Below are 26132 nucleotides of genomic sequence, written 5' to 3' on the forward strand. Positions count from 1 at the left end.
CGTCGGGCGGGGTCAGCGGCCGAGCTGCCCGGAGATCCTCGCCAGCTGCTCCAGCCGCTTCTCCAGGCTCGGGTGGGTGGACAGCAGCTGCGAGGCGGTCTCCCGGGCGCTCAGCGCGGGGGCGAAGTAGAAGGCGTTGTACGGCTGGGCCTGGCGCAGGTCCTTGCTGGGGATGGCCGCGATCTGCCCGGTCACCTTGGTGAGCGCGGAGGCCAGCGCGCTGGGCCGGCCGGTGAGCTGGGCGGCGGCCCGGTCCGCGGCCAGCTCGCGGTAGCGGGACAGCAGCCGGGTGAGCAGGAAGCTGACCGCGTAGACGACCATCGACACCAGCGGGATGATCAGTGCCAGGACGGCCGCGTTCTGGTCGTTGTTGTTGCGCCCGCCGCCCATGAACCCGCCGTACACGGCGATCCGGGTCATCGCCCCGGCGAGGACGCCGAGGAAGCCGGCGATCGTCATCACCGCGACGTCCCGGTGCGCGACGTGCGACAGCTCGTGCGCGAGGACGCCCTCCAGTTCCTCCGGCTCCAGCCGGCGCAGCAGCCCGGTGGTCACGCAGACCACCGCGTTCTGCGGGTTGCGGCCGGTGGCGAAGGCGTTCGGCATGTCGTTGTCGGCGACCGCCACCCGGGGCTTGGGCATGTCGGCCAGGGCACAGAGCCGGTCGACGGTGCCGTGCAGCTGGGGGAACTCCTCGGGGGACACCCGGTGGGCGCCCATCGCCCGCTCGGTGATCCGGTCGCTGAACCAGAACTGGGCCACGAACAGCCCGCCGGAGATCAGTACGATCAGCGGCCAGGCGCCGCGCATCAGCGCGATCAGCAGGCCCGTGAAACCGACGTACAGCAGCCCGATCACGAACATCGTGGCGACCATGCGGCCGGTCAGGCCGCGGTCGGGTGCGAAACGGTTGTGCTGGCCCGAGCTCGACATCGCTTGCTCCTCCGTTCGCCGTCGCCTTCGATGCTGCCACCCGGACGGCCTCCCGGCACCACCCCGGCGTCGGGAGGATCGAACCGCGGGGCCCTCGCGGGCCGTGGGCGGAACTGCGGGGAGGATCACCCCGGTCGGGCCGTTCCTGCCGTAGGACCCGGGCCTTACACTGGCAGGTACGGTTCTGGCACTCGCGAGTTCAGAGTGCCAAGACCGAGGGCCTCCCGGAGCGGCCCGCAGCAACGAGGGACACAGTCGGACAACGTGCGAAGACGGAGGTGCGTGCCCCATGGCCGGTGAGGTCCGCCAGCTCGACGAACGCAAGCTCGCCGTGCTCCGCGCGATCGTGCAGGACTACGTGGGCACCGAGGAGCCGGTCGGCTCCAAGGCCCTGGTGGAACGGCACAACCTCGGGGTCTCGCCGGCGACCGTCCGCAACGACATGGCGGCGCTGGAGGAGGAGGGTTACATCCACCAGCCGCACACCAGCGCGGGCCGGATCCCGACCGACAAGGGGTACCGCCTCTTCGTCGACAAGCTCGCCGAGATCAAGCCGATGAGCGCCCCCGAGCGCCGGGCCATCCGGCACTTCCTGGACGGCGCGGTCGACCTGGACGACGTGGTCGCCCGCACGGTGCGGCTGCTCGCCCAGCTGACCCGGCAGGTCGCGGTGGTGCAGTACCCCTCGTTGACGCGCTCCACCGTCCGGCACATCGAGCTGGTGGCGCTCGCCCCGGCGAAGGTCATGCTGGTCCTGATCACCAACACCGGCCGGGTCGAGCAGCGGATGGTCGACTGCCCGGGCCCGGTCGGCGAGACGGTGCTGGCGGACCTCCGGGCCCGGATCAACGCGAGAGCCGCCGGCCGGCGCCTCCCGGAGGTCCCCGGGCTGCTGGAGGAGCTGCCGGCGCACTTCGAGCAGGCCGACCGGCCGACCGTCAGCACGGTCCTGGCGACCCTGTTCGAAACGCTCGCCGAGCAGAACGAGGAGCGGATCATGCTGGCCGGCACGGCCAACCTGACCCGCTTCGGGCACGACTTCCCGCTCTCCATCCAGCCGGTGCTGGAGGCCCTGGAGGAGCAGGTCGTCCTGCTCCGCCTCCTGGGTGAGACCGCGGACGCCGCGATGACGGTCCGGATCGGGCGGGAGAACGCCTACGAGGGGCTGACTTCCACCTCGGTCGTCTCGGTCGGCTACGGTTCGGGCGACGAGAGCGTGGCGAAACTGGGTGTGATCGGTCCGACCCGGATGGACTATCCGGGCACAATGGGGGCGGTGCGAGCGGTGGCGCGGTACGTGGGTCAGATCCTGGCCGAGTCCTAGCACAAGGAGCACCGTCGGATCTGATGGTGCTCATCCAGTCGCAGCACTACTACAGGCGGAACAAGCGGAGCATTTGGTGGCCACGGACTACTACGCGGTACTCGGCGTCCGACGGGATGCGGGGCAGGACGAGATCAAGAAGGCGTTCCGGCGCCTGGCACGCGAACTGCACCCGGACGTCAACCCGGACCCGAAGACGCAGGAGCGGTTCAAGGAGATCAACGCCGCCTACGAGGTGCTCTCCGATCCGCAGAAGCGCCAGGTCTACGACCTCGGCGGGGACCCGCTGTCCCCGGGCGGCGGCGGAGCGGGCGGCTTCGGGGCCGGCGCGGCCGGCTTCGGCTTCTCCGACATCATGGACGCCTTCTTCGGCGCCGCGGCCGGCCAGCGCGGCCCGCGCTCGCGCACCCGCCGCGGCCAGGACGCCATGATCCGGCTGGAGATCACCCTGGAGGAGGCCGCCTTCGGCACCACCAAGGAGCTCCAGGTCGACACCGCCGTCACCTGCACCACCTGCAGTGGCGAGGGCGCGGCCCCCGGCACCTCGGCGCAGACCTGTGACATGTGCCGCGGCAAGGGCGAGGTCTCCCAGGTCACCCGGTCCTTCCTGGGCCAGGTCATGACCTCCCGTCCCTGCCCGCAGTGCCAGGGCTTCGGCACCGTCGTGCCGACCCCGTGCCCGGAGTGCGCCGGCGACGGCCGGGTCCGCGCCCGGCGCACCCTGACCGTCAAGATCCCGGCCGGTGTCGACAACGGCACCCGGATCCAGCTGGCCGGCGAGGGCGAGGTCGGCCCCGGCGGCGGCCCGGCCGGCGACCTGTACGTGGAGATCGCCGAGACCAGCCACAACATCTTCCAGCGGCGCGGGGACGACCTGCACTGCACCGTCACCATCCCGATGACGGCGGCCGCGCTCGGCACCCAGGTGCCGTTGCAGACCCTGGACGGCCTGGAGGAGGTCGACATCCGGCCCGGCACCCAGTCCGGCCAGTCGATCCCGCTGCACGGCCGGGGCATCACCCACCTGCGCGGCGGCGGCCGGGGCGACCTGATAGTGCACGTCGAGGTGAAGACGCCCAGCAAGCTCGACGCCGAGCAGGAGGACCTGCTGCGCCGCCTCGCGGTGCTGCGCGGCGAGGAGCGGCCGTCCGGCCAGTTCGCGCCGGGCCAGCAGGGCCTGTTCTCCCGGCTGAAGGACGCCTTCAACGGCCGGTAGCCGTCGGCGGAGGGGTGCCGGGGGGTTGAGCCCCCGGCACCCCTCCCGTGTTTCCCCCCTCCGGCCGCAGGCCCCTCCTGGAAAGGTCCCCGCCATGACCGCGCCCGTCTTCTTCGTCGAGACCGAGCTGATCGCCGCCGCCGTCCCCGGGGCCGTGGTGCGCCTGGACGGCCCGGAGGGGCGGCACGCGGCCGCGGTGAAGCGGTTGCAGCCGGGCGAGGCGGTGACCCTGGCCGACGGGCTGGGGCTCGGCGTGGACGGCACGGTCGCCGAGGTGCTCGGCAAGGACGAGATCGACGTGGCGGTCGCGGCCGTGCGCCGGGAGCCGGCGCCCGCGCCGCGGATCGTGGTCGTCCAGGCGCTGCCCAAGGGCGACCGCGGCGAGCTGGCCGTGGAGACCATGACCGAGGTCGGCGTAGACGTGGTGATCCCGTGGTCCGCCTCGCGCTGCATCACCCAGTGGAAGGGCGAGCGCGGCGGCAAGGCCCTCGCCAAGTGGCGGGCCACCGCCCGGGAGGCGGGCAAGCAGTCCCGCCGGCTGCGCTTCCCCCTGGTCCGGGACGTCATGACCACCCGGCAGCTGGTCCCCGTCCTGGCGCAGGCCGCGTTCGCCGCCGTGCTGCACGAGGAGGGCGCCGAGCCGCTGGCGCACGCCGGGCTGCCGGAGACCGGGGACATCGTCCTGGTGGTCGGCCCCGAGGGCGGGGTCTCCCCGGAGGAGCTGGCCGCCTTCGCCGAGGCGGGCGCCGCGCCGTACCGGCTGGGCCCCTCGGTGCTGCGCACCTCCACCGCCGGGGTGGCCGCCGGCGCACTGCTGCTCGGGCGCACCGGCCGCTGGTCCTGACGGCGCCCGGAGGGCGCTCAGGGCGCCCGGGACGGCGCCCGGCGCGAGCGCGTCACGACCGTCCGCGGGCGGCGCCGGGAGTCTGCCGAAAACGGCGCGGCCCGTACGCGCGGCTGCCTAGGCTGGCCGGGTGACGGACTCCCTGAGCACCCCGGCCGGCGCCTACCTGCGCCATCCCCACCTGCACGGCGACCTGGTCGCCTTCGTCGCCGAGGACGACCTCTGGCTCGCCCCGCTGGACGGCGGCCGGGCCTGGCGGCTGACGGCGGACCACCTGCCGGTCCACCACCCGAGGTTCTCCCCGGACGGGCGGCACCTCGCCTTCACCTCCACCCGGGACGGCGCCCCGGAGGTGCACGTGGTGCCGGTGGACGGCGGCCCGTCGCGCCGGCTCACCCACTGGGGCAGCCACCAGACCCGGGTGCTCGGCTGGACCGCCGACGGCCGCCCGATCGCCGCCACCGCCGCCGGCGAGGCGAGCTTCCGCCGCACCTGGGCGCACGCCGTGCCGCTGGACGGTGGCGAACCGCGGCGGCTGCCGTACGGGCCGGTCGGCGGGCTCGCCTTCGAGCCGGGCGGCGACCGGGTGCTGCTGGGCAGCGTCAACGGCCGCGACCCGGCGTGGTGGAAGCGGTACCGGGGCGGGCGGGCCGGCAAGCTGTGGCTCGGCCGGGACGAGTTCGTCCGCGTCCACGCCGAGCTGGACGGGCAGCTGGACTCGCCGATCTGGGCGGGGGAGAGGATCGCCTTCCTCTCCGACCACGAGGGCGTCGGCGAGCTGTGGTCCAGCCGCCCGGACGGCACCGACCTGCGCCGCCACACCACCGACCCCGACGGCTTCTACGCCCGGAACGCCGGCACCGACGGCACCCGGGTGGTCTTCCACCGGGCCGGCGACCTCTGGCTGCTGGACGACCTGGAGGGCGCCGAGCCGCGCCGGCTGGACGTCCGGCTGGCCGGCCCCCGGGCCGGGCGCCGCCCCCGCCCGGTGCCCGCCGCGCACTGGCTGGAGTCCGTCGCCCCCGACCGCACCGGCCGGGGCAGCGCCGTGGTGGTGCGCGGCAGCGTGCACTGGCTGACCCACCGCGAGGGCCCGGCCCGGGTGCTGGACGAGACCCCGGGCGTGCGCGGGCGCCTGGTCCGGGTGGTGCCCGGCGAGGACGGCGCCCAGGGCGTGCTGTGGGTGACCGACGCCGAGGGCGAGGACGCCCTGGAGTTCGCCCCCGACCTGCACGGCGAGGAGCGCCGCCGGCTCGCCGCGGGGCTGCTCGGCAGGGTCAACTCGCTGGCGGTCTCCCCGGACGGCAAGCAGGCCGCGCTCGGCGTGCACGACGGCCGGCTGCTGCTGGTCTCGCTGGCCGACGGCGCCGTGCACGAGCTGGACCGCAGCGCCGACGGCGAGCCCGGCGGGCCGGCCTTCAGCCCGGACTCGGCCTGGCTGGCCTGGTCGCGCCCGGTGCGCGGGATGGGCCCGCACTCGCTGCGCCAGATCGTGCTGGCCAACCTGGCCACCCGGACGGTCGGCGAGGTCACCCAGCCGCGCTTCGTGGACACCTCGCCCTCCTTCACCGCGGACGGCCGCTACCTGGCCTTCCTGTCGGTGCGCAACTTCGACCCGGTCTACGACGCGCACGTCTTCGACCTGTCCTTCCCGAACGGCTGCCGCCCCTACCTCGTCACGCTGGCCGCCGACACGCCGTCCCCGTTCGGCCCGCAGCGGGCCGGGCGCCCGCTCGGCGGGGAGGAGGACGAGCAGAAGGCCGGGAAGGCGGACGGCGAGGAGGCGGCCGACGCCGCGCCGGCGACCAGGGTGGACCTGGACGGCATCGCCGACCGGATCATCGCCTTCCCGGTCGAGGGCGGCCGCTTCGAGGAACTGGCCGCCGCCAAGGACGGCGTGCTCTGGACCAGGGCCCCGCTGACCGGGGAGCTCGGTGACGGGGCCGCCTCGCTGGACGACGACCGGCCCCGCCCGGTGCTGGAGCGCTTCGACCTGAGGAAGCGCCGGGTCGAGCAACTGGTGCACGGCCTGGACGACTTCGCGGTCAGCGCGGACGGCACCCGGGTGGCCGTGCTGGACGAGGGCGAGCTGCGGGTCGTCCCGGCCGACCACAAGGGCGGCGACGACGAGGAGACCACCGTCGACCTCGCCCGGCTGCGGGTGACCGTCGACCCGGCCGCCGAGTGGCAGCAGATGTACGCCGAGAACGGCCGGCTGATGCGGGACAACTTCTGGCGCCCCGACCTCTCCGGCGTCGACTGGGACGGGGTGCTGGAGCGCTACCGGCCGCTGGTCGAGCGGGTCGGCTCGCACGACGAACTGGTCGACCTGCTCTGGGAGGTGCACGGCGAACTCGGCACCTCGCACGCCTACGTGATGCCGTACGGCCGGTACACCGAGCCCGCCCGGCAGCAGGGCCTGCTCGGCGCCGACCTGGTCCGGGACGGCGAACGGTGGCGGATCGGCCGGATCCTGCCCGGGGAGTCCTCCGACCCCAGGGCCCGCTCGCCGCTGGCCGCGCCCGGCGCCGCGATCCGCCCGGGCGACGCGCTGCTCGCCGTCAACGGCCGCCCGGTGGACCCGGTCACCGGCCCGGCCCCGCTGCTGGCCGGCGCCGCCGGGCAGCCGGTCGAGCTGACCGTGGCCGGGAAGGACGGCACCGACCGGCGCCACCCGGTGGTCGTCCCGCTCGCCGACGAGGAGGCGCTGCGCTACCACGACTGGGTGGCCGGGCGGCGGGCCGTAGTGCGCGAACTGTCCGGCGGGCGGCTGGGCTACCTCCACCTGCCCGACATGCAGACGGCCGGCTGGGCGCAGCTGCACCGCGACCTGAGCAGCGAGATGGCCAGGGAGGGCCTGGTCGTCGACGTCCGGGGGAACCGCGGCGGCCACACCTCGCAGCTGGTGATCGAGAAGCTGGCCCGCCGGATCATCGGCTGGGACGTCATCCGGGACACCGACCACCCGGTGCCCTACCCGGCGGACGCCCCGCGCGGGCCGGTGGTCGCGCTCGCCGACGAGTTCACCGGCTCGGACGGGGACGTGGTCAACGCCGCCGTCCAGGCGCTCGGGATCGGCCCGGTGGTCGGCACCCGCACCTGGGGCGGGGTGATCGGCATCGACAGCCGCTACCGGCTGGTCGACGGCACCCTGGTCACCCAGCCCAAGTACGCGATCTGGCTGGAGAACTACGGCTGGGGCCTGGAGAACCACGGCGTCGACCCGGACGTCGAGGTGCCGTTCGCCCCGCACCACTGGGCGGCCGGCGAGGACCCTCAGCTGTCCGAGGGCGTCCGGATCGCCTTGGCGAGGCTCGCCGAGACCCCGGCCCGTACGGCGCCGCCGCTGCCCTGGCTCCAACGGGTTGGTTGAGCGCCGCTCCGGAGCGGGAAGTCGGCCCGTCCGACCTCCTGCTCCGGAGCACGGGGGCGTGGGTAGGATGCGGGGCTGCTCTTGATCCACAGCACACGGGGGAACCACCATGGCGCAGGGCTACCCGCCGCCGCAGTACGGCCAGAATCCTTACGCACAGCAGCCGCAGCCCTATCCGCCGGCGCAGCCGCAGGCCTACCCGCCGGCCCAGCCGTACCCGCCGCAGGGCTACGTGCCGCAGGCCCAGCCGCCGCAGGGGTACGCCCAGCCGTACCCGAACCCCTACCCGCAGCCCGGGCAGCCGCGGCGGGCGGCGTTGCCGCCCTGCCCCAAGGAGGCGGGCGGCGGCCGGCGGTTCCTGGCGATCGTGCTGGACTGGCTGTTCGCGATCGGCCTCGGCTTCGTCGCCGCCAACGCCGCCAGCCGCCCGAAGACCCGGCACGTGGCCGGCCACGCCGTGCAGAGCGGCGGGCCGGTGGTGCCCTACTTCGTGGCGCTGCTGGTGGTCGGCCTCGGCGCGTCCTTCCTCAACCAGGTGGTGCTCGCCCGGCTCACCGGCTTCAGCGTGGGCAAGGGGATCATGGCGATGCGGGTGGTGCGCCGCAAGGGCGTGATGCGGCCGAACACCTGGCGGCTCACCAGGCGCTGGCTGATCGGCTTCGTCATCCTCGCGGTCGCCTTCCTCACCGAGGACTTCGACACCGACGACGGCGACGTCGTCGGCATGCGCGCGGTGCGCTGGAAGCACCTCCAGGAGTACCAGCAGGCCGTCGCCCGGCTCGGCTAGGCTGCGCCCGTACCGCCCCACCACCCGACGTACCGATCCCGAGGAGAGAGCCATGGCCGGCGAGCCGCAGTCCGACTGCCTGTTCTGCAAGATCGTGGCGGGCGAGATCCCGGCGACCGTGGTGCGCAAGACCGAGCGCATCCTCGCCTTCCGCGACATCGCCCCCAAGGCGCCCGTGCACGTGCTGGTGATCCCGCACGTCCACTACCCGAACGCGGCCGCGCTGGCCGCCGCCGAGCCGGAGACCGCCGGCGAACTGCTCGCCGAGGCGGGCGCGGTGGCCAGGGACGAGGGCATCGAGGACTACCGGCTGATCTTCAACACGGGTGCGGGCGCCGGGCAGACCGTCTTCCACGCGCACGTCCACGTGCTCGGCGGCAAGCCGATGACCGAGCGCATGGTCTGACCGCAGGTGTCCCAGCGCGAACTGGTCGTCCTCGGCACCGCCAGCCAGGTGCCCACCCGGCACCGCAACCACAACGGCTACCTGCTGCGCTGGGACGGCGAGGGCCTGCTGTTCGACCCCGGCGAGGGCACCCAGCGCCAGATGCTGCACGCCGGGGTCACCGCCACCCAGATCACCAGGATCGCGGTCACCCACTTCCACGGGGACCACTGCCTGGGGCTCGCCGGGGTGATCCAGCGGATCAACCTGGACCGGGTCCCGCACCCGGTCGACGTCTACTTCCCGGCCTCCGGCGAGGTCTACTTCGAGCGGCTGCGGCACTCCACCGCCTACCACGAGACGGCCGTGCTGCGGCCCCGGCCGATCGACGAGGCCGGGCCGCTGCCCGCGCCCGGCGCCCGCTTCGCGCTGGACGCCGTCCGGCTGGACCACCCGGTGGAGTCCTTCGGCTACCGGCTGTCCGAGCCGGACGGCCGCCGGCTGCTGCCTGAGCGGCTCGCCGCGCTCGGCGTGCGCGGCCCGGCGGTGGGCCGGCTCCAGCACGAGGGCGCGATCGAGGCGGACGGCCGCACCGTCACCCTGGGTGAGGTCAGCGAGCCGCGGCCGGGCCAGAAGTTCGCCTTCGTCATGGACACCCGGCTGTGCGAGGGCGTGTACGCGCTCGCCGAGGGCGCCGACCTGCTGGTCGTCGAGGCGACCTTCACCGACGCCGACGCCCGGCTCGCCGAGGAGCACGGCCACCTCACCGCCGGGCAGGCCGCCAAGGTCGCCGCCGAGGCCGGGGTGCGCACCCTGGTGCTGACCCACTTCTCCCAGCGCTACCCGGACCTCGGCCAGCACCTGGCCGACGCCCGCAAGCACTTCGACGGGGAGCTGGTGCTGGCCGCCGACCTCGACCGGGTGCCCGTGCCGGCCCGCCGCCCGTCGTGACCACCGCGACCGTGGCCGTCGTGGCCGTCCTGGGCACCCCCGGCGCCGGCGTCGGGAAGACGGGGCGCGCCGCGAGCGCTGTGAAGGTCGTGAACAGCCGGAAAAAGGGTTCGCGTCGGCCCGCGAACTGCCGCAGCATCGTCGGGTGCGGCCCCGCCGCCCGCCACGGCGATCACGCTCGCGGCGTACCCTGGTGCCCCGGAGACACCGAGCGGCACCCGAGACCACGGATGGGATGAGGCAGGCCCCAGCGCCGACCTATGAGTGACACATCGCAGACCCGTACGAACGGACAGCCGCGCCCCGAAACGGCCGACGACGGCCGCGTCAGCGCCCGGATCGTCATCCCCGAGAAGCACCCGATGGTCACCCTGCTCGGCACCGCGGACTCGCTGCTGCGCGTGATCGAGCAGGGCTTCCCCGCCGCCGACATCCACGTGCGCGGCAACGAGGTGACCGCCACCGGGGCCCGGGCCGAGGTCGCCCTCGTGCAGCGGCTCTTCAACGAGATGATGCTGGTGCTGCGCACCGGCCAGCCCCTGACGGAGGACTCCGTGGAGCGCTCCATCGCCATGCTCCGCAGCCAGGAGCAGGACCCGGACAGCCCGGCGCCCTCCCAGGTGTTCACCGCGAACATCCTGTCCAACCGGGGCCGCACGATCCGCCCCAAGACCCTCAACCAGCAGCGCTACGTCGAGGCGATCGACCGGCACACGATCGTCTTCGGCCTCGGCCCGGCCGGTACCGGCAAGACCTACCTGGCGATGGCCAAGGCCGTCCAGGCCCTCCAGGCCAAGGAGGTCAACCGGATCATCCTGACCCGCCCCGCGGTCGAGGCGGGGGAGCGGCTGGGCTTCCTGCCCGGCACCCTCTACGAGAAGATCGACCCGTACCTGCGCCCGCTGTACGACGCGCTGCACGACATGATGGACCCGGACTCCATCCCGCGCCTGATGGCGGCCGGCACCATCGAGGTCGCCCCGCTCGCGTACATGCGCGGCCGCACCCTCAACGACGCCTTCATCATCCTCGACGAGGCCCAGAACACCTCGCCCGAGCAGATGAAGATGTTCCTCACCCGCCTCGGGTTCAACTCCCGGGTGGTGGTCACCGGCGACACCAGCCAGATCGACCTCCCGGGCGGCACCCGCAGCGGCCTCAAGGTCGTCCAGGAGATCCTGGCCGACGTGCCCGACATCCACTTCTCCGTCCTCACCAGCACCGACGTGGTCCGCCACAAGCTGGTCGGCCGGATCGTGGACGCCTACGAGCGCTGGGACGCCCGCCAGGAGGCCGAGGACGCCGCTCCGGCGGCCCGCAAGCCCGCCCAGCGGCGCCCCGGCAAGACCACCGCGCCCCGCGCACCCCGACAGTCCCATCGCACCGAAAGCTGAGCACACAGCCCGTCATGTCGATCGACATCGCCAACGAGTCCGGTTGGGACGCCGATGAGGAAGCCATCCTCGACGTCGCCCGCTTCGCCCTGGACAAGATGCGGATCCACCCGCAGTCCGAACTGTCCGTGATCCTGGTGGACGGTGCGGCGATGGAGGAGCTGCACATCCAGTGGATGGACCTCCCCGGGCCCACGGACGTGATGTCCTTCCCGATGGACGAGCTGCGTCCCGGCAAGGAGGGCGAGGAGCTGCCGCAGGGCCTGCTCGGGGACATCGTGCTCTGCCCCGAGGTCGCCGAGCAGCAGGGCAAGGCGGCCCCCTCCAAGCACTCGATGGACGAGGAGCTGCAACTGCTCACCGTGCACGGCGTGCTGCACGTCCTCGGCTACGACCACGAGGAGCCGGAGGAAGAGGAGGAGATGTTCGCCCTCCAGAAGCGCATCCTGGACGACTGGCGGGCGGGCCGCGGCCTCGGCGGCATCTCCCCGGCCCCCACCACCCACTGAGCGCGGAGCCCGAACCCCTGTGAGTGGTGAGAGTACGAGCTTCATCCTCGGTGCCGTGCTGCTCGTCGTGCTCGGCTGGCTGGCCGCGTGCGCCGAGGCGGGCATCTCCCGGGTCTCCCGGTTCCGGGCGGAGGAGGCGGTGCGCAGCGGCCGGCGCGGCTCCGCGCGGCTGCTGACCGTCGCCTCCGACCCGATCCGCTACCTCAACCTGGCCACCCTGATCCGGGTGGCCAGCGAGATGGCGGCGGCCGTCCTGGTCACCGTGGTGTGCGTGCGCAACGTCAGCCCGACCTGGCAGGCCGTGCTGCTGGCGTTCGGCGTGATGGTGCTGGTGTCCTTCGTCGCGGTGGGGGTCTCGCCGCGCACGATCGGGCGTCAGCACCCGCTCACCACCGCGACCGCGGCCTCCTTCGTGCTGCTGCCGCTGGCGGCGGTGCTGGGCCCGATCCCGCGGCTGCTGATCCTGCTCGGCAACGCGCTGACCCCGGGCAAGGGCTACCGGGAGGGCCCGTTCGCCTCCGAGGCGGAGCTGCGGTCCCTGGTGGACCTCGCCGAGAAGGACGACCTGATCGAGGACGAGGAGCGCCGGATGGTGCACTCGGTCTTCGAGCTGGGCGACACCATCGTGCGCGAGGTGATGGTGCCGCGCACCGACCTGGTGATGATCGAGCGGCACAAGACCGTCCGGCAGGCGCTCACCCTGGCGCTGCGCTCGGGCTTCTCGCGGATCCCGGTGGTCGGCGACAACGAGGACGACGTGGTCGGCATCGTCTACCTCAAGGACCTGGTGCGGCGCACCCACATCAACCGGGAGGCGGAGTCCGAGGAGGTCGGCGCGGTGATACGCCCGGCCGTCTTCGTCCCGGACTCCAAGCCGGCCGGCGACCTGCTGCGCGAGATGCAGCAGCGCCGCTCGCACGTGGCGATCGTGATCGACGAGTACGGCGGCACGGCCGGCCTGGTCACCATCGAGGACATCCTGGAGGAGATCGTCGGCGAGATCACCGACGAGTACGACCGGGAGATCGCCCCGGTGGAGGACCTCGGCGACGGCTCGTACCGGATCACCGCCCGGCTGCTGGTGGAGGACCTGGGCGAGCTGTTCGGCATCGAGCTGGAGGACGAGGACGTCGAGACCGTCGGCGGCCTGCTGGCCAAGCACCTGGGCCGGGTGCCGATCCCCGGCTCGGCCTGCGAGATCCCGCTGCCCGAGCCGGTCGACGGCGGTCTGACCGGCATCCTGCTGACCGCCGAGTCCTCGGCCGGCCGCCGCAACCGGATCGGTTCCATGGTCGCCGCCCCCGTGCGGGGCACCGACGGGGCCGGGGTCCCGGCGGGCGAGTAGCGGGTGCGCGGTCGCCGAGCGACCATGGAGGGCATGACGCACAAACTTCGCGCGGAGTACGGCCCGCAGGGGGCGGCCGGCGGAGTCAAGTCCTGGCACGTGGTGCGGGACGAGGACCTGTCGGTGGCGCTCTGCGGCCGGACGATGTCCGACGACGCAGAGACGCGGCCCGAGGAGGAGTGGGGCACCGGGCTGCGCTGCTGCCAGCAGTGCGGCTCGCTCTACATGCACGAGACGCCGCACATGGAGAGGCTCCATCCCTACAGCTAGACACGGCTGGACCATGGCCGAGCTCTGGAGGTCGCCATGAAGCTGCAAGACACGCTGAAGCCCGTCGACCGCCGCCTCGCCCTGGTGTGGCGGATCGGGGCGGGGCTGGGGGGGATCTTCCTGATCGTGTTCGGGTGCCTGGGGCTGGCCGACCACCCCGGCTTCCTGGCCACCCACGGTGACCGGATCGCCGGGCTGTCGACCAACGGGGCGCTGAGCATCCTGTCCATCGTGGTGGGCGCGATCCTGGTGCTGGGGGCGGTGGTCGGCGGGAACTTCGCGTCCAACCTCAACATGGCGGCGGGCGTGCTGTTCGTCCTGTCCGGCTTCTACGGGCTGGCGGTGCTCGGGCGGCCGGACGCGAACATCCTCAACTTCCGGATGTCGAACGTGCTGTTCGCGTTCGTCTTCGGGATCGTCCTGACGACCTTCGGGATGTACGGCCGGGTGAGCAGCCACCTGCCGCACGACAACCCGTTCTGGCGCGAGCGCGTCGAGAACGAGGAGGCGCGGCCGACCGGGCCGAAGACCTTCGTCAAGGTCCTGAAGCCGAACCCGGGGCGGACCCACCCGGTCGGCCACTGACCGGCGCCGGGTGCCTATGCTCGGCGGCATGAGTGACATCGTCGAGCTCGACCCCGAAGACAAGAAGATCATCACCCTGGCCCGCTCGGCCCGCGCCCGCAACGGCGTCGCCGAGGGGGCCGCGGTGCGTGACGAGACCGGACGCACCTACGTGGCCGGGACGGTCGCGCTGGAGTCGCTGCGGCTGAGCGCCCTGCAGACGGCGGTGGCGATGGCGGTGGCCAGCGGCGCTCGGTCGCTGGAGGCGGCGGCCGTGGTGAGCGAGGCGGAGCAGCCGGCCGAGGCGGACCTGGCGGCCGTGCGGGACCTGGGCGGGGCCGGGACGCCGGTGCTGCTGGCCGGCCCGGACGGGACGCTGCGGGTGTCCGCCGAGGCGCGCTGAGGCCGTTCCCGGCGAGGGCTCGTACGGGGGCTGGTGCGGGGGTGGCGCGGGCCTTCGGCGGCGGTACCGCCCGCCCATGTCCGGCAGATAATCTCACCGGGGGAGTGGGACCGGGTGAGGGGGCTGGGGCATGGGGGCGGTGGCGTTCTTCGCCGGGCTGCTGCTGTTCGTGATGGGGCTGGGCAAGTGGCAGGAGACGGGGTCGGAGGCCTGGCTGTTCGGCTCGCTCGGCTTCCTGCTGGTGCTGGTGGTGGTCTCGCTGATCCCCACCGACGGCACCGGCGGGAAGGGCGGAAAGAAGGGCTGAGCGGGCCTCCGGGCGCCCCCGGGGGTGGGCCCGGGCAGCGGGGCTCCGGTGATCAGGGAGAATGGAGCCCATGAATGCCCCTTCCTCCTCGTACCGCTCCGGGTTCGCGTGCTTCGTCGGCCGGCCCAACGCGGGCAAGTCGACCCTGACCAACGCCCTGGTGGGGACGAAGGTCGCGATCACCTCCGACCGCCCGCAGACCACCCGGCACACCGTTCGCGGCATCGTGCACCGCCCGGACGCCCAGCTCGTGCTGGTCGACACCCCCGGTCTCCACAAGCCGCGCACCCTGCTCGGCGAGCGCCTCAACGACCTGGTCCGCACCACCTGGGCCGAGGTCGACGTGATCGGTTTCTGCCTGCCCGCCGACCAGAAGATCGGCCCCGGCGACAAGTTCATCGCCAAGGAGATCGCCGGGATCAAGAAGACCCCGAAGGTCGCCATCGTCACCAAGACCGACCTGGTCGACTCCAAGCGCCTGGCCGAGCAGCTCATCGCCATCCAGCAGCTCGGCGTCGAGCTGGGCTTCGAGTGGGCCGAGATCATCCCGGTCTCCGCGGTGGGCGACAAGCAGGTGGAGCTGGTCGCCGACCTGCTCACCAAGCTGCTGCCGGAGGGCGACCAGCTCTACCCGGCCGGCGACCTCACCGACGAGCCCGAGCAGGTCATGGTCGCCGAGCTGATCCGCGAGGCCGCGCTGGAGGGCGTGCGCGACGAACTCCCGCACTCGCTGGCCGTGGTGGTCGAGGAGATGCTGCCGCGCGAGGGCCGCCCGGCGGACCGCCCGCTGCTGGACATCCACGCCAACGTCTACATCGAGCGGCAGAGCCAGAAGGCGATCGTGATCGGCGCCAAGGGCTCGCGGCTCAAGCACGTCGGCACCACCGCCCGCAAGCACATCGAGGCGCTGCTCGGCACGCCGGTCTACCTGGACCTGCACGTCAAGGTCGCCAAGGACTGGCAGCGCGACCCCAAGCAGCTGCGCAAGCTGGGCTTCTGAGCCCGGAATCCGAGCCCGGCGCGCGGGAGTTCGCGCCGCCGGGAGGCCTGGGGCCCGCCCGGACGTTGTGCGTCCGGGCGGGCCTTCGCCGTGGCCCGCCCGTACGCGACGTCAGAAGGGGAACACCGCGATGAAGTTGCACACCCGGGAGTGGGGCAGCGGGGACCGGCTGGCCGTGCTGGTGCACGGCATCATGTCCGACCACCGCACCTGGCGGCTGGTCGGCCCGGCGCTGGCCGAGCGGGGCTACCGGGTGGTCGCCGTCGACCTGCGCGGGCACGGGGCCAGCCCGCGCGGCACCGGGGCGAGCCCGCGGGAGCGCTACCCGTTGGAGGCGTACGCCGAGGACCTGCTGGAGACCGTGCCGGCCGGGCCGGAGCTGGCGATCGGCCACTCGCTGGGCGGCATCGCGCTGGCCGACGCGGTCGAGCGGCTGAAGCCTGCCCGCGCGGTGTACGTCGACCCGGCCTGGCGGTTCGCCCAGTCCGGGATGGACCCGCGGGTGATGGCGGAGCTGAGGCACCTCACCCGGGAGGAGGTCGTCGCGCTCAGCCCGAAGTGGGAACCGGCCGACGTGGACGCCGAACTCGCCGCCGTGGCCGCCTGGGACCCGGACTCGGCGCAGGCCATGGCCGAGGCCGGATCGGACCTGCCGGCCCGGCCGGCGGTGCCCTCGCTGGTGGTGCTGGCCGACCGCAGCCTGCTGGTGGACGCGGCGAGCGCCGAGGCGCTGCGCGCCCGGGGCTTCGAGGTGCGCACCGTCCCCGGCACGGGCCACACCGTCCACCGGGACGACCCGGCCGGCTTCCTGGCCGCGCTCGACGGCTGGCTCTGACCCCTGGTCTCCCTGGTGCCGCGCGGCCTCGCGCCGGGTGCCGCGCGCCGTCGCGCAGGTGCTACGCGCCCTCGCGCAGCACCAGGGAGATCAGCTCCCGCTGCGAGTCGGTGAGCTTCGGGTCGGCGCAGTACACCGACCGGCCGTCGACGGTGATCTCGTAGTGGAAGCCGTCCGGCACCCCGTACGAGGGCGCGCGCAGCCCGCCCGCGACGGCCTCGCGGGCGAGTGCGTGCACGTGCGGGGCGTCCGTGCGGTCGGCGGTGTCGATCTCCGCCTGGCGGACGATCCCCGCGAAGCCGCCGGTCCGGGTCACCTGGATGCGCATGGTGTCCATGGTGCTACGCGGGGAGGGGATTTGCCGGGCTTTTCCCGGACCGTGACCTCGAGCCCGCCTCAACCCGGTCCCGACCACCCTTCAGGCGTGCCCGGGGCCGCCGCGTACCGGCGCCGGAGGTCAGGTCGGGCTGATCCCGACCTGCGCCCAGGAGGCCGTGACGGTGTCCGCGACCGACCGGTCGTCGGGGTGACGGGCCCTGGCGGCGGCCACGGTGGCCCGGGCGAACGCGGTGAAGTCGGCGGTGGCGGGCAGCGTGCCCCCGGTCAGCGCGTCGTACCAGATCCGCCCCGCGCGCTCCCAGGCCGAGCCGCCGAGCGCGGTGGCCAGCAGGTAGAACGCGTGGTTGGGGATGCCGGAGTTGATGTGCACCCCGCCGTTGTCCCGGGAGGTGTTCACGTAGTCCCGCATGTGCGCGGGCTGCGGGTCCTTGCCGAGCTGCGGGTCGTCGTAGGCGGTGCCGGGCGCCTTCATCGAGCGCAGCGCCACGCCCTGGACGCCGGGGGCGAGCAGCCCGGCACCGATCAGCCAGTCGGCGTCGGCGGCGCCCTGGTGCAGCGCGTACTGCTTGACCAGCGAGCCGAAGACGTCGGAGACCGACTCGTTGAGCGCGCCGGGCTGGTCCTGGTAGTCCAGCCCGGCGGTGAACTGGGTGACGCCGTGGGTGAGTTCGTGGCCGATGACGTCGACGCAGGCGGTGAAGTCGCCGAACACCACGTTGTCGCCGTCGCCGAACACCATCTGGTGGCCGTTCCAGAAGGCGTTGTCGTAGTTGCGGCCGTAGTGGACGCTGGCGTCCAGCCGCAGGTTCCGGTCGTCGATCGAGTGCCGGCCGAAGACGTCCGCGTAGAGCGCGAAGGTGGCGCCGAGGCCGTCGTAGGCCTGGTTGACGGAGCGGTCGGAGGACGCGGGCCGGCCCTCGCCGCGCACGCTGCGTCCGGGCAGCCGCTGGCCGTGGCCGGCGTCGTAGACCACCCGGTTCAGGCCGGGGGCGGCGGCGACCGGCGGGGCGGCGGCCGCCGGCGGGGCGGGGGAGAGGCGGGCCGTGCGGTGCGCGGCGTCGAGGGCCAGGGAGTGGACGGCGGGCTCGTGACCGGCCTCGGCGAGGCGGTCCAGGACGTACGGCGGGACGATCGTGCAGATCGCTACTGCTGCGGTCATGTTGCCCAGGGTGAGGCATCGGTGACCGGTTGTCACCACCTTTGACGGGACCGGCCGGTGTCTCAAGGAGTGGAACGGTGGGCCGGATCACTTCGGGGGCGCGCGGCGCTGGGTTACGCTGGGGCCATCATGCGCATCGGGCTGCTTCTTCTTAGCTGCCGCGTCGAGGGCCTGTAGTCCACTGGGGCCGGCTCCCTCGCCGCGGGGAACGTGCTGTGCGCGCGATCGGCGATCCGACGGTGTATCGCGAGCGGCAGCAGAGGCCGGCCAGTCGGTGTCAACCAGGTGTTGACCTCCCCCGACCCGCCCGCTCCACGCATCACAGGAAGCCGAGTCACCTCCATGACCGAGCAGAACTCCGCCGCGTCCGCCCCCGCCGGCCGTCCCTTCGTGGACCGTCCCACCCCGATCACCGCCGCCTCGGTGCGCCAGCACCCCTCCGGCATGCGGTACGGGCGCTACCTGCCGTTCGGCACCGTCGACCTGCCGGACCGCACCTGGCCGGACCAGGTGATCACCAAGGCGCCGCGCTGGCTGTCCACCGACCTGCGGGACGGCAACCAGGCGCTGATCGACCCGATGTCGCCGGCCCGCAAGCGCATGATGTTCGACCTGCTGGTGAAGATGGGCTACAAGGAGATCGAGGTCGGCTTCCCCTCCTCCGGGGCCACCGACCACGCCTTCGTACGGTCGCTGATCGAGGAGGGGGCGATCCCGGAGGACGTCACCATCTCGGTGCTGACCCAGGCCCGCGAGGAACTGATCGAGAAGACCGTGGAGTCGCTGGTCGGCGCACCGCGGGCGACCGTCCACCTGTACAACGCGACCGCACCGCTGTTCCGCCGGGTGGTGTTCCGCAACGACCGGGCGGCCACCAGGGCGATCGCCACCGAGGGCACCCGGCTGGTGATGGAGTACGCGGAGAAGCTGCTGGGCGACGAGACCGTCTTCGGCTACCAGTACTCGCCGGAGATCTTCGTCGACACCGAGCTGGACTTCGCGCTGGAGGTCTGCGAGGCGGTCATGGACGTCTGGCAGCCGGGCGAGGGCCGCGAGATCATCCTGAACCTGCCCGCCACCGTCGAGCGGGCCACCCCGAACGTCCAGGCCGACCAGTTCGAGTGGATGTCGCGCCACCTGTCCCGGCGCGAGTTCGTCTGCCTGTCGGTGCACCCGCACAACGACCGCGGCACCGCCGTCGCCTCCGCCGAGCTGGCCTACATGGCGGGTGCCGACCGGATCGAGGGCTGCCTGTTCGGGCAGGGCGAGCGGACCGGCAACGTCGACCTGGTGACGCTGGGGATGAACCTGTTCTCGCAGGGCATCGACCCGCAGATCGACTTCTCCGACATCGACGAGGTGCGCCGCACCGCCGAGTACTGCAACCAGATGGAGGTGCACCCGCGCCACCCGTACGCCGGCGACCTGGTGTACACCTCCTTCTCCGGCTCGCACCAGGACGCCATCAAGAAGGGCTTCGACGCCCTGGAGGCGGACGCCGCGGCCGCGGGCGTGCCGGTGGAGGAGCACGCCTGGGGCGTGCCGTACCTGCCGATCGACCCGAAGGACGTCGGCCGCACCTACGAGGCGGTCATCCGGGTCAACAGCCAGTCCGGCAAGGGCGGCGTGGCGTACGTGCTGAAGAACGACCACAAGCTGGACCTGCCGCGCCGGATGCAGATCGAGTTCTCCCGGATCATCCAGGCCAAGACCGACGCCGAGGGCGGCGAGGTCAGCCCGGCCGAGATCTGGCGGGTCTTCGAGGACGAGTACCTGCCGACCACCGACAACCCGTGGGGCCGGATCTCGCTGAGCGGCTCGCGCACCCTGACCACCGAGGACGGCCGGGACGCGCTGACCGCCGAGGCCCTGGTGGACGGCGCCCCGGTGACCCTGACCGGTGCCGGCAACGGCCCGGTCTCGGCCTTCGCCGACGCGCTGGCCCGGATCGGCGTGGACGTGCGCGTCCTGGACTACGCCGAGCACGCGCTGAGCGAGGGCGGCGACGCCCAGGCCGCCGCCTACGTGGAGTGCGCGGTGGACGGCAAGGTGCTGTGGGGCGTGGGCATCGACGGCAACACCGTGCTGGCCTCGCTGAAGGCCATGATCAGCGCCGTCAACCGCTCGCAGCGCGCCTAATTCGAACGGGTGGTGTGCGAAGGGCCGTCCCCCGGGGCGGCCCTTCGCCGCGTCCACCGGCCGTTGTGGCCTGCGCCACATTTTTTCGAATCGGAAGCCGTTCGAGGTACTGACACGTGCCGGTAACCGTGGCAACATCGATCCACCGGAAAGCCGGGTCGGTGGGACGGCCTCGGTGTCCGGTCGCGTGACCTGCCCATCGTCGAGCAGGCCGCCTGCCATGTCTGGGGAGTGGCGCCGTGACCAGGTTGTGGGGTGTTCGCCCGCGGTGGCGGACTGACGTTCTCGGTGACTTCTTCTGCCCGGGCTGTGGCGGGGACCGCAACTACCGCCGGCAGCACGGCCGGCGGTGGCTGCGGTTGCTGGGGGCCCCGGTGGTCCCGCTCGGCCCGGTGATCGGCAGTGTGCAGTGCACCGGCTGCCACGGCAGGTACGGCGTCGAGAGCCTGGAGCAGCCCACCTGCGTGCGCCTCGGCGCGATGCTGCGGGACGCCCAGTACACCGTCGCGCTGGCCCTGCTCGCGGCCGGCGGCACCGCTCACCGGGCGGCCCGCGACGCGGCCTGCGCGGCGGTGCGCGAGGCCGGGTTCGAGGACTGCGGCGAGGCCCAGGTGCTGGCCGCGCTCGCCGCGCTCTCCGGACTCGGCGGCGAACTCCACGAGGCCCACGGGATGTCCGGCGGCCTGGCCGTCGAATTGCACGCGGTGCTCGAACCGCTCACCCCGCACCTGGCCCGGCAGGGCCGCGAGCGGCTGCTGCTGCAGGGCGCGGCCATCGCGCTGGCGGACGGGCGCTACCTGCCGCAGGAGCGCGAGGCGCTGGCCGCGGTCGGGCGCTGCCTGGACGTGCCGCAGTCCCGGGTCGGGGCGCTGCTGGAGGCGGCGACCAGGACGCCGTACAAGTAGCGGCGTCCGTCCTGGAGGCCGCGCCTCCCCGCAGACCATCTCGAATCCCCCACAAAACGGGCCCGCTCCCCACCTCGGGCCCGCCGTGACCCGCACCGTTGTGGGCCTCCCCCACGGCCGCCGGTGCGGGCAACACGGCTGTCCGGCGCCGGGCGCGGGTGGGGGACAATGGTCCCCATGAGTCTTTTCCGGGACGACGGCGTCGTGCTGCGGGCGCAGAAGCTCGGCGAGGCCGATCGGATCATCACCCTGCTGACCCGCCAGCACGGCAAGGTGCGGGCGGTCGCGCGGGGGGTGCGGAAGACCAAGTCCAAGTTCGGTGCCCGCCTGGAGCCGTTCTCGTACGTGGACGTGCAGTTCTTCAGCCGGGGGAGTGAGCTGGTCGGCCGCGGACTGCCGCTCTGCACCCAGGTGGAGACCATCGCGCCGTACGGCGGTTCGATCGTCACCGACTACGGCCGCTACACGGCCGGCACCGCGATGCTGGAGACCGCCGAGCGGTTCGCCGAGAACGAGGGCGAACCGGCCGTCCAGCAGTACCTGCTGCTGGTCGGGGGGCTGCGCGTGCTGGCGGCCGGGCTGCACGAGTCGCACCTGGTGCTGGACGCCTTCCTGCTGCGCTCGCTCGCGGTGAACGGGTACGGCGCGAGCTTCACCGACTGCGCCAAGTGCGGCCTGGAGGGGCCGAACCGTTTCTTCTCCCTCCCCGCGGGCGGGGTGCTGTGCGGGGACTGCCGCGTGCCCGGATGTGCCGTACCCTCCCCTGAGACACTGGTACTGCTCGGGGCGCTGTTGTCAGGGGACTGGCAGACGGCCGACGCCTGCGAGCCGCGGTACTGGCGGGAGGGCAGCGGCCTGGTCGCGGCCTATCTGCAGTGGCACCTGGAGCGGGGCATCCGCTCGATGAGATACGTGGAGAAGTGAGCACATGGCAGCGCGACGGCTCTTCGGCGGCGGCAAGCAGAGGACGTACGTCCCCCCCACCCCGCACCCCAGCGGCGCACGGCCCCCGAAGCTCCCCGGCGAGCTGGTCCCCGGCCACGTCGCCATCGTGATGGACGGCAACGGCCGCTGGGCCAAGGAGCGCGGGCTGCCCCGCACCGAGGGCCACAAGGTCGGCGAGTCCGTGGTGCTGGACGTCCTCAAGGGCGCCATCGAGCTCGGGGTCAAGAACATCTCGCTGTACGCGTTCTCCACCGAGAACTGGAAGCGCTCGCCCGACGAGGTGAAGTTCCTGATGAACTTCAACCGGGACGTCATCGCCCGCCGCCGCGACGAGATGGACGCGATGGGCGTGCGGATCCGCTGGGCGGGCCGGATGCCCAAGCTGTGGAAGAGCGTCGTCCAGGAGCTCCAGGTCGCCGAGGAGCAGACCAAGGGCAACGACGCCGTCACCCTCTACATGTGCGTCAACTACGGCGGCCGGGCCGAACTCGCCGACGCGGCGCAGGCGATCGCCCGGGACGTCGCGGCCGGGAAGCTCGACCCGAAGAAGGTCAACGAGAAGACCCTGGCCAGGTACATGTACCACCCGGACATGCCGGACGTGGACCTGTTCCTGCGCCCCAGCGGCGAGCAGCGCACCTCCAACTTCCTGCTCTGGCAGTCGGCTTACGCCGAGTTCGTGTTCCAGGACGTGCTCTGGCCGGACTTCGACCGCCGCGACCTGTGGCGCGCCTGCGAGCAGTACGCGATGCGCGACCGGCGCTTCGGCGGGGCGATCCCGAACGAGGTCGGCGCGCCGGTGCCGTCCCCGCGCTGAGGGCCGTACCGGCGACGGAAAGGACCCACCGGGAACAGCCCGGTGGGTCCTTTCCGTCGCCCGTGGGGCTCAGACCTTCTTGGCGCACTCCGCGCAGGTCCCGAAGATCTCCAGGGTGTGCGCGATGTCGCTGAAACCGTGCTCGGCGGCGACCGAGTTGGCCCAGCGCTCCACCGCGGGGCCCTCCACCTCGACGGTCGCGCCGCAGTGCCGGCAGACCAGGTGGTGGTGGTGCCCGCTGCTGCACCGGCGGTAGACCGCCTCGCCGTCGGCCGTGCGCAGCACGTCCACCTCGCCGGCGTCCGCGAGCGACTGGAGCGTGCGGTAGACCGTGGTCAGACCGACGGAGTCCCCGCGGTGCTTGAGCAGGTCGTGGAGCTCCTGCGCGCTGCGGAAGTCCGCGATCTCGTCCAGGGCCGCCGAGACGGCGGCTCGCTGCCGGGTCGAGCGGGCGCGCGGCGACGGGCCTGCGGTGGTCACCGTGGGTCCTCCTGGGGTCGTGGGCGTCTCGCACATCATTGTGCCAGCCCCGCACGTCGCTCAGGGGTGGTCGGGCCCGACGGCCCGGAGGCGGCCTGTCCCGGCAGTTCGACGTCGCACACCTTCGGCCCGTGCTCGCCCGTGCCGCGGTGGCGCCGGCGGGCGAGCGGCGCGGCGAGCAGGCTGAACACCGCGAAGACCGCGATGGCGAGCAGCACGATGGCCGGGCCGGAGGGCACGTCGAGGTGGTAGGAGCCGGTGACGCCGGCCAGCGAGACGACCACGCCGAGCGCGATCGAGGCGGCCTGGGTGGCGGCGAAGGACCGGGTGAGCTGCTGGGCGGCGACCACCGGGACCACCATCAGCGCGCTGACCAGCAGCAGTCCGACCACCCGCATGGCGACCGTGACGGTGACCGCGGCCATCACCGCGAGCAGCAGGTTGAGGGTGCGCACCGGCACACCGGTGACCCGGGCGAAGTCCTCGTCCTGGCAGATCGCGAAGAGCTGGCGGCGCAGGCCGACGGTGACCGCGATGACCACCGCGCCGAGCACCGCGATGGCGGCCAGGTCGGCGGGGGCGACGGTGAGGATCGAGCCCCACAGGTAGCTCTCCAGCGAGCCGGCCCCGGCCTGGGCGGAGAGCGAGACCAGCAGCTTGCCGCAGGCCATGCCGCCGTAGAAGAGCATCGCGAGGGCGATGTCGCCGCGCTGGTTGCCGCGCGAGCGGACCAGCTCCATGGTGACGGCGCCGAGCACGCAGACCAGCACGGCCATCCAGACCGGGCTGGTCTGGAAGATGAAGCCGAGGCCGACGCCGGTCATCGCGACGTGGCCCATGCCGTCGCCCATCAGCGCCTGGCGGCGCTGCACCAGGTAGATGCCGACGGCCGGGGCGGTGATCCCGACCAGGACGGCGGCGAGCAGGGCTCGCTGCATGAAGTCGTAGGAGAACATCTCGGTCATGCGAGCAGCCTCGGCGGGGTCAGGTCGGCGTGCGGGTGGACGTGGTCGTGGCCGGGCAGCGCGTGCAGGCCGGTGTTGGGCACGGGCGGGCCGTCGTGGGCGACGCAGCCGTCCCGCAGCACCACGGCGCGGTCGATCAGCGGTTCCAGCGGCCCGAGTTCGTGCAGCACGAGGAGGACGGAGGCGCCGCGGCCGACCTCGGCGCGCAGGGTGTCGGCGAGCACCTGCTGGCTGGCGGCGTCCACGCCGGCCATCGGCTCGTCCATGATCAGCAGGTCCGGGGAGCCGACCAGGGCGCGGGCGATCAGCACCCGCTGCTGCTGGCCGCCGGACAGGTCGGCGACGCCGTCCGAGGCCCGCTCCAGCATGCCGACGGCGGCCAGGGCGCGGTCCACCGCCTCGCGGTCCCGGCGGCGGAAGGGCAGCAGCCGGTGCTGCGGCAGCCGTCCGGTGGAGACCACCTCGCGCACGGTGGCGGGGACGCCGGAGGCGGCGGTGGTGCGCTGCGGGACGTAACCGATCCGGTGCCAGGCGCGGAAGGAGCCGTACGGGGTGCCGAACAGCTCCAGGGTCCCCTGCTCCAGCGGGACGGAGCCGATCACGGCCTTGACGGTGGTCGACTTGCCGGAGCCGTTGGCGCCCAGCAGGGCGACGACCTCGCCGGGCCGGACGGTGAGGTCGACGCCGCGCAGCACCGGTCGGCCGCCGCGCGAGGCGACGGCGTCACGGAGGCGGACGGCCGGGGGGGTCGGGTCGGTCATGGTGCTCGGTCCCGTCAGCTGGTGGCGGCAGGGGTGGTGGCAGGGGTGGTGGCTGTGGTTCCGGCCGGGGCGGTGCCCGTCGGGGCGGTTGCGGCCGGGGCGCCGAGGGCGGCCCGGAGGTTGTCCAGGTTCTGCTTCATGACGGTCAGGTAGTCGTCCTTGGAGGGGTCCTTGACGCCCTCCAGCGGGTCCAGGACGGCGGTCTTGAGGCCGAGGTCCTTGGCGACGGTCTCGGCGAGCTTGGGGCTGACCAGGGTCTCGAAGAAGACCGTGGTGACGCCGTTGTCCTTGGCGGCCTTCTGCACCGCGGCGAGGCGGGCCGGGGTGGGCTCGGACTCCGGGTCGACGCCGTTGATGGCGACCTGGGTCAGGCCGTAGTGGTCGGCGAGGTAGCCGAAGGCGGCGTGGCTGGTGACGAAGGTCCTGGTCCCGGCGTCCTTCAGCCCGGCCCGGAACTCCTGGTCGAGCGCGGTGAGCCTGGTGACCAGCTCGTCGGTGTTCTTCCGGTAGTCCTCGGCGTGGGCCGGGTCGGCCTTGGCGAACTCGTCGCCGACGCTCTTGGCGATCGCCGCGTAGCGGGTCGGATCGAGCCAGATGTGCGGGTCGCCGGCCGGGTCCTCGTGCTTGTGGCCCTCGTCGCCGTGGCCCTCGCCCTCGGCGCCCTCGTCGAGGTGGTGGTCGACCAGCGGGCTGGCGGTGGTGGCGTCGACCTTGTGCTTGCTGGACGACTGCGCGACGGCCTGGTCGACGGTGGGCTGGAGGCCCTTGAGGTAGATGATCGCGTCGGCCTTCTGGACCGTCCCCACCTGCTTGGCGGTGAGCTCCAGGTCGTGCGGCTCGACCCCGGCCGCGGTGAGGTCGGTGACCGCGACGTGCTCCCTGCCGATCTGCTGGGCCAGGAACTCCATCGGGTAGAAGGACGCGACGACCTTCAGCCGGCCGCTGCCGCTGTCGGCGCTGCTGCTGCCCCCGCAGGCGGTGAGGGCGAGGGCGGCGGCGAGCGCGGTGGTGCCGAAGGCTATGGAGCGGCGGGTGCGGTGGGAGAGTCCGAGTCGAGGCTGTCCGATCATCATGACAATCATTCTCATCTCAAATGGAAATGATTGTCAAATCACTCGAAAGGGTGAACGGCAGGTGACGGAGGGTGGGGGCGGCCGGACCGTACCGATTTGAATCACGTAC

Annotated in this window: 27 protein-coding genes; 20 read left to right on the forward strand and 7 right to left on the reverse strand. The window is 73.0% G+C overall.

Translation table 11 applies throughout. The features are described 5' to 3' along the window. Nucleotides 1–12: 12 nt before the first annotated feature. Nucleotides 13–933, reverse strand: coding sequence for a zinc metalloprotease HtpX (gene htpX, locus ACZ7RU_RS00640; RefSeq protein ID WP_470338778.1), 921 nt, complete (start codon nucleotides 931–933; stop codon nucleotides 13–15). 289 nt (nucleotides 934–1222) lie between these two features. Between htpX and hrcA the strand changes: the two genes are divergently transcribed. The 16 genes from hrcA (at nucleotide 1223) to ACZ7RU_RS00720 (ending at nucleotide 16440) form a co-directional block, all read left to right on the forward strand. After that, on the forward strand, nucleotides 1223–2257 hold the full coding sequence (gene hrcA, locus ACZ7RU_RS00645) for a heat-inducible transcriptional repressor HrcA (RefSeq protein WP_470338779.1): 1035 nt from the start codon (nucleotides 1223–1225) through the stop codon (nucleotides 2255–2257). 76 nt (nucleotides 2258–2333) lie between these two features. Continuing rightward, entirely contained in the window at nucleotides 2334–3473 is a 1140-nt protein-coding gene (dnaJ, locus tag ACZ7RU_RS00650; protein ID WP_470338780.1) for a molecular chaperone DnaJ, read from the forward strand. Nucleotides 3474–3567: 94 nt separating this feature from the next. After that, nucleotides 3568–4317: a 16S rRNA (uracil(1498)-N(3))-methyltransferase gene (locus tag ACZ7RU_RS00655; protein WP_470338781.1), complete on the forward strand. Its 750-nt coding sequence runs from the start codon at nucleotides 3568–3570 to the stop codon at nucleotides 4315–4317. A 130-nt stretch (nucleotides 4318–4447) separates the two neighbouring features. Next, nucleotides 4448–7690 (forward strand): S41 family peptidase, encoded by a 3243-nt coding sequence (locus ACZ7RU_RS00660; RefSeq protein ID WP_470338782.1) that lies wholly within the window; start codon nucleotides 4448–4450, stop codon nucleotides 7688–7690. 109 nt (nucleotides 7691–7799) lie between these two features. After that, nucleotides 7800–8477, forward strand: a complete 678-nt coding sequence (locus ACZ7RU_RS00665) for an RDD family protein (RefSeq protein WP_470338783.1) — start codon at nucleotides 7800–7802, stop codon at nucleotides 8475–8477. Nucleotides 8478–8529: 52 nt separating this feature from the next. After that, nucleotides 8530–8883 (forward strand): histidine triad nucleotide-binding protein, encoded by a 354-nt coding sequence (locus ACZ7RU_RS00670; RefSeq protein ID WP_470338784.1) that lies wholly within the window; start codon nucleotides 8530–8532, stop codon nucleotides 8881–8883. 6 nt (nucleotides 8884–8889) lie between these two features. Further along, a complete protein-coding gene (locus ACZ7RU_RS00675) occupies nucleotides 8890–9813 on the forward strand; it encodes a ribonuclease Z (RefSeq protein ID WP_470338785.1) in 924 nt (307 codons plus the stop codon). Between the two features lie 260 nt (nucleotides 9814–10073). Beyond that, complete coding sequence (locus ACZ7RU_RS00680) at nucleotides 10074–11207, forward strand: PhoH family protein (RefSeq protein WP_470338786.1); 1134 nt, start codon at nucleotides 10074–10076, stop codon at nucleotides 11205–11207. A gap of 14 nt (nucleotides 11208–11221) precedes the next feature. Beyond that, nucleotides 11222–11716 (forward strand): rRNA maturation RNase YbeY, encoded by a 495-nt coding sequence (ybeY, locus tag ACZ7RU_RS00685; RefSeq protein ID WP_030061268.1) that lies wholly within the window; start codon nucleotides 11222–11224, stop codon nucleotides 11714–11716. A 19-nt stretch (nucleotides 11717–11735) separates the two neighbouring features. After that, nucleotides 11736–13061, forward strand: coding sequence for a hemolysin family protein (locus tag ACZ7RU_RS00690; protein ID WP_470338787.1), 1326 nt, complete (start codon nucleotides 11736–11738; stop codon nucleotides 13059–13061). 33 nt (nucleotides 13062–13094) lie between these two features. Next, nucleotides 13095–13331 carry a hypothetical protein gene (locus tag ACZ7RU_RS00695; RefSeq protein WP_470338788.1) on the forward strand — a complete coding sequence of 79 codons (237 nt, stop codon included), beginning with the start codon at nucleotides 13095–13097 and terminating at the stop codon, nucleotides 13329–13331. 36 nt (nucleotides 13332–13367) lie between these two features. Continuing rightward, nucleotides 13368–13916: a DUF4383 domain-containing protein gene (locus tag ACZ7RU_RS00700; RefSeq protein ID WP_470338789.1), complete on the forward strand. Its 549-nt coding sequence runs from the start codon at nucleotides 13368–13370 to the stop codon at nucleotides 13914–13916. Between the two features lie 28 nt (nucleotides 13917–13944). Beyond that, nucleotides 13945–14298 carry a cytidine deaminase gene (locus ACZ7RU_RS00705; RefSeq protein ID WP_355251546.1) on the forward strand — a complete coding sequence of 118 codons (354 nt, stop codon included), beginning with the start codon at nucleotides 13945–13947 and terminating at the stop codon, nucleotides 14296–14298. Between the two features lie 130 nt (nucleotides 14299–14428). Continuing rightward, on the forward strand, nucleotides 14429–14605 hold the full coding sequence (locus tag ACZ7RU_RS00710) for a hypothetical protein (RefSeq protein ID WP_470338790.1): 177 nt from the start codon (nucleotides 14429–14431) through the stop codon (nucleotides 14603–14605). Between the two features lie 70 nt (nucleotides 14606–14675). After that, complete coding sequence (gene era / locus ACZ7RU_RS00715; RefSeq protein WP_470338791.1) at nucleotides 14676–15605, forward strand: GTPase Era; 930 nt, start codon at nucleotides 14676–14678, stop codon at nucleotides 15603–15605. A 130-nt stretch (nucleotides 15606–15735) separates the two neighbouring features. Further along, nucleotides 15736–16440 carry an alpha/beta fold hydrolase gene (locus tag ACZ7RU_RS00720; RefSeq protein WP_470338792.1) on the forward strand — a complete coding sequence of 235 codons (705 nt, stop codon included), beginning with the start codon at nucleotides 15736–15738 and terminating at the stop codon, nucleotides 16438–16440. Between the two features lie 61 nt (nucleotides 16441–16501). Here ACZ7RU_RS00720 and ACZ7RU_RS00725 read toward each other — a convergent pair whose 3' ends face one another. Both ACZ7RU_RS00725 and ACZ7RU_RS00730 read right to left on the reverse strand, forming a co-directional pair. Beyond that, nucleotides 16502–16768 carry a protealysin inhibitor emfourin gene (locus tag ACZ7RU_RS00725; RefSeq protein ID WP_401107750.1) on the reverse strand — a complete coding sequence of 89 codons (267 nt, stop codon included), beginning with the start codon at nucleotides 16766–16768 and terminating at the stop codon, nucleotides 16502–16504. Nucleotides 16769–16897: 129 nt separating this feature from the next. Then, complete coding sequence (locus tag ACZ7RU_RS00730; protein WP_470338793.1) at nucleotides 16898–17938, reverse strand: M4 family metallopeptidase; 1041 nt, start codon at nucleotides 17936–17938, stop codon at nucleotides 16898–16900. Nucleotides 17939–18280: 342 nt separating this feature from the next. On the opposite strand from ACZ7RU_RS00730, the gene leuA reads away from it, so the two are divergent. From leuA to ACZ7RU_RS00750, 4 genes are all read left to right on the forward strand, one after another. Beyond that, nucleotides 18281–20077, forward strand: coding sequence for a 2-isopropylmalate synthase (gene leuA, locus ACZ7RU_RS00735; protein WP_470338794.1), 1797 nt, complete (start codon nucleotides 18281–18283; stop codon nucleotides 20075–20077). 239 nt (nucleotides 20078–20316) lie between these two features. After that, complete coding sequence (locus ACZ7RU_RS00740) at nucleotides 20317–20982, forward strand: TerB family tellurite resistance protein (protein WP_470338795.1); 666 nt, start codon at nucleotides 20317–20319, stop codon at nucleotides 20980–20982. Between the two features lie 177 nt (nucleotides 20983–21159). After that, nucleotides 21160–21906, forward strand: coding sequence for a DNA repair protein RecO (gene recO, locus ACZ7RU_RS00745; protein ID WP_470338796.1), 747 nt, complete (start codon nucleotides 21160–21162; stop codon nucleotides 21904–21906). Between the two features lie 4 nt (nucleotides 21907–21910). Beyond that, nucleotides 21911–22744 (forward strand): isoprenyl transferase, encoded by an 834-nt coding sequence (locus ACZ7RU_RS00750; protein WP_401107737.1) that lies wholly within the window; start codon nucleotides 21911–21913, stop codon nucleotides 22742–22744. 69 nt (nucleotides 22745–22813) lie between these two features. On the opposite strand, the gene ACZ7RU_RS00755 is transcribed toward ACZ7RU_RS00750, so the two are convergent. The 4 genes from ACZ7RU_RS00755 to ACZ7RU_RS00770 are packed head-to-tail and all read right to left on the reverse strand — an operon-like array spanning nucleotide 22814 to nucleotide 26020. Beyond that, a complete protein-coding gene (locus ACZ7RU_RS00755) occupies nucleotides 22814–23224 on the reverse strand; it encodes a Fur family transcriptional regulator (RefSeq protein WP_049651097.1) in 411 nt (136 codons plus the stop codon). A gap of 35 nt (nucleotides 23225–23259) precedes the next feature. Further along, a complete protein-coding gene (locus ACZ7RU_RS00760; protein ID WP_470338797.1) occupies nucleotides 23260–24189 on the reverse strand; it encodes a metal ABC transporter permease in 930 nt (309 codons plus the stop codon). Beyond that, nucleotides 24186–24950, reverse strand: coding sequence for a metal ABC transporter ATP-binding protein (locus ACZ7RU_RS00765; RefSeq protein WP_470338798.1), 765 nt, complete (start codon nucleotides 24948–24950; stop codon nucleotides 24186–24188). The genes ACZ7RU_RS00760 and ACZ7RU_RS00765 overlap by 4 nt, the downstream gene beginning before the upstream one ends. A gap of 14 nt (nucleotides 24951–24964) precedes the next feature. Continuing rightward, nucleotides 24965–26020, reverse strand: coding sequence for a metal ABC transporter substrate-binding protein (locus tag ACZ7RU_RS00770; RefSeq protein WP_470339295.1), 1056 nt, complete (start codon nucleotides 26018–26020; stop codon nucleotides 24965–24967). Between the last annotated feature and the right edge of the window lie 112 nt (nucleotides 26021–26132).

The sequence above is a fragment of the Kitasatospora sp. NPDC114501 genome (genome assembly GCF_055633695.1).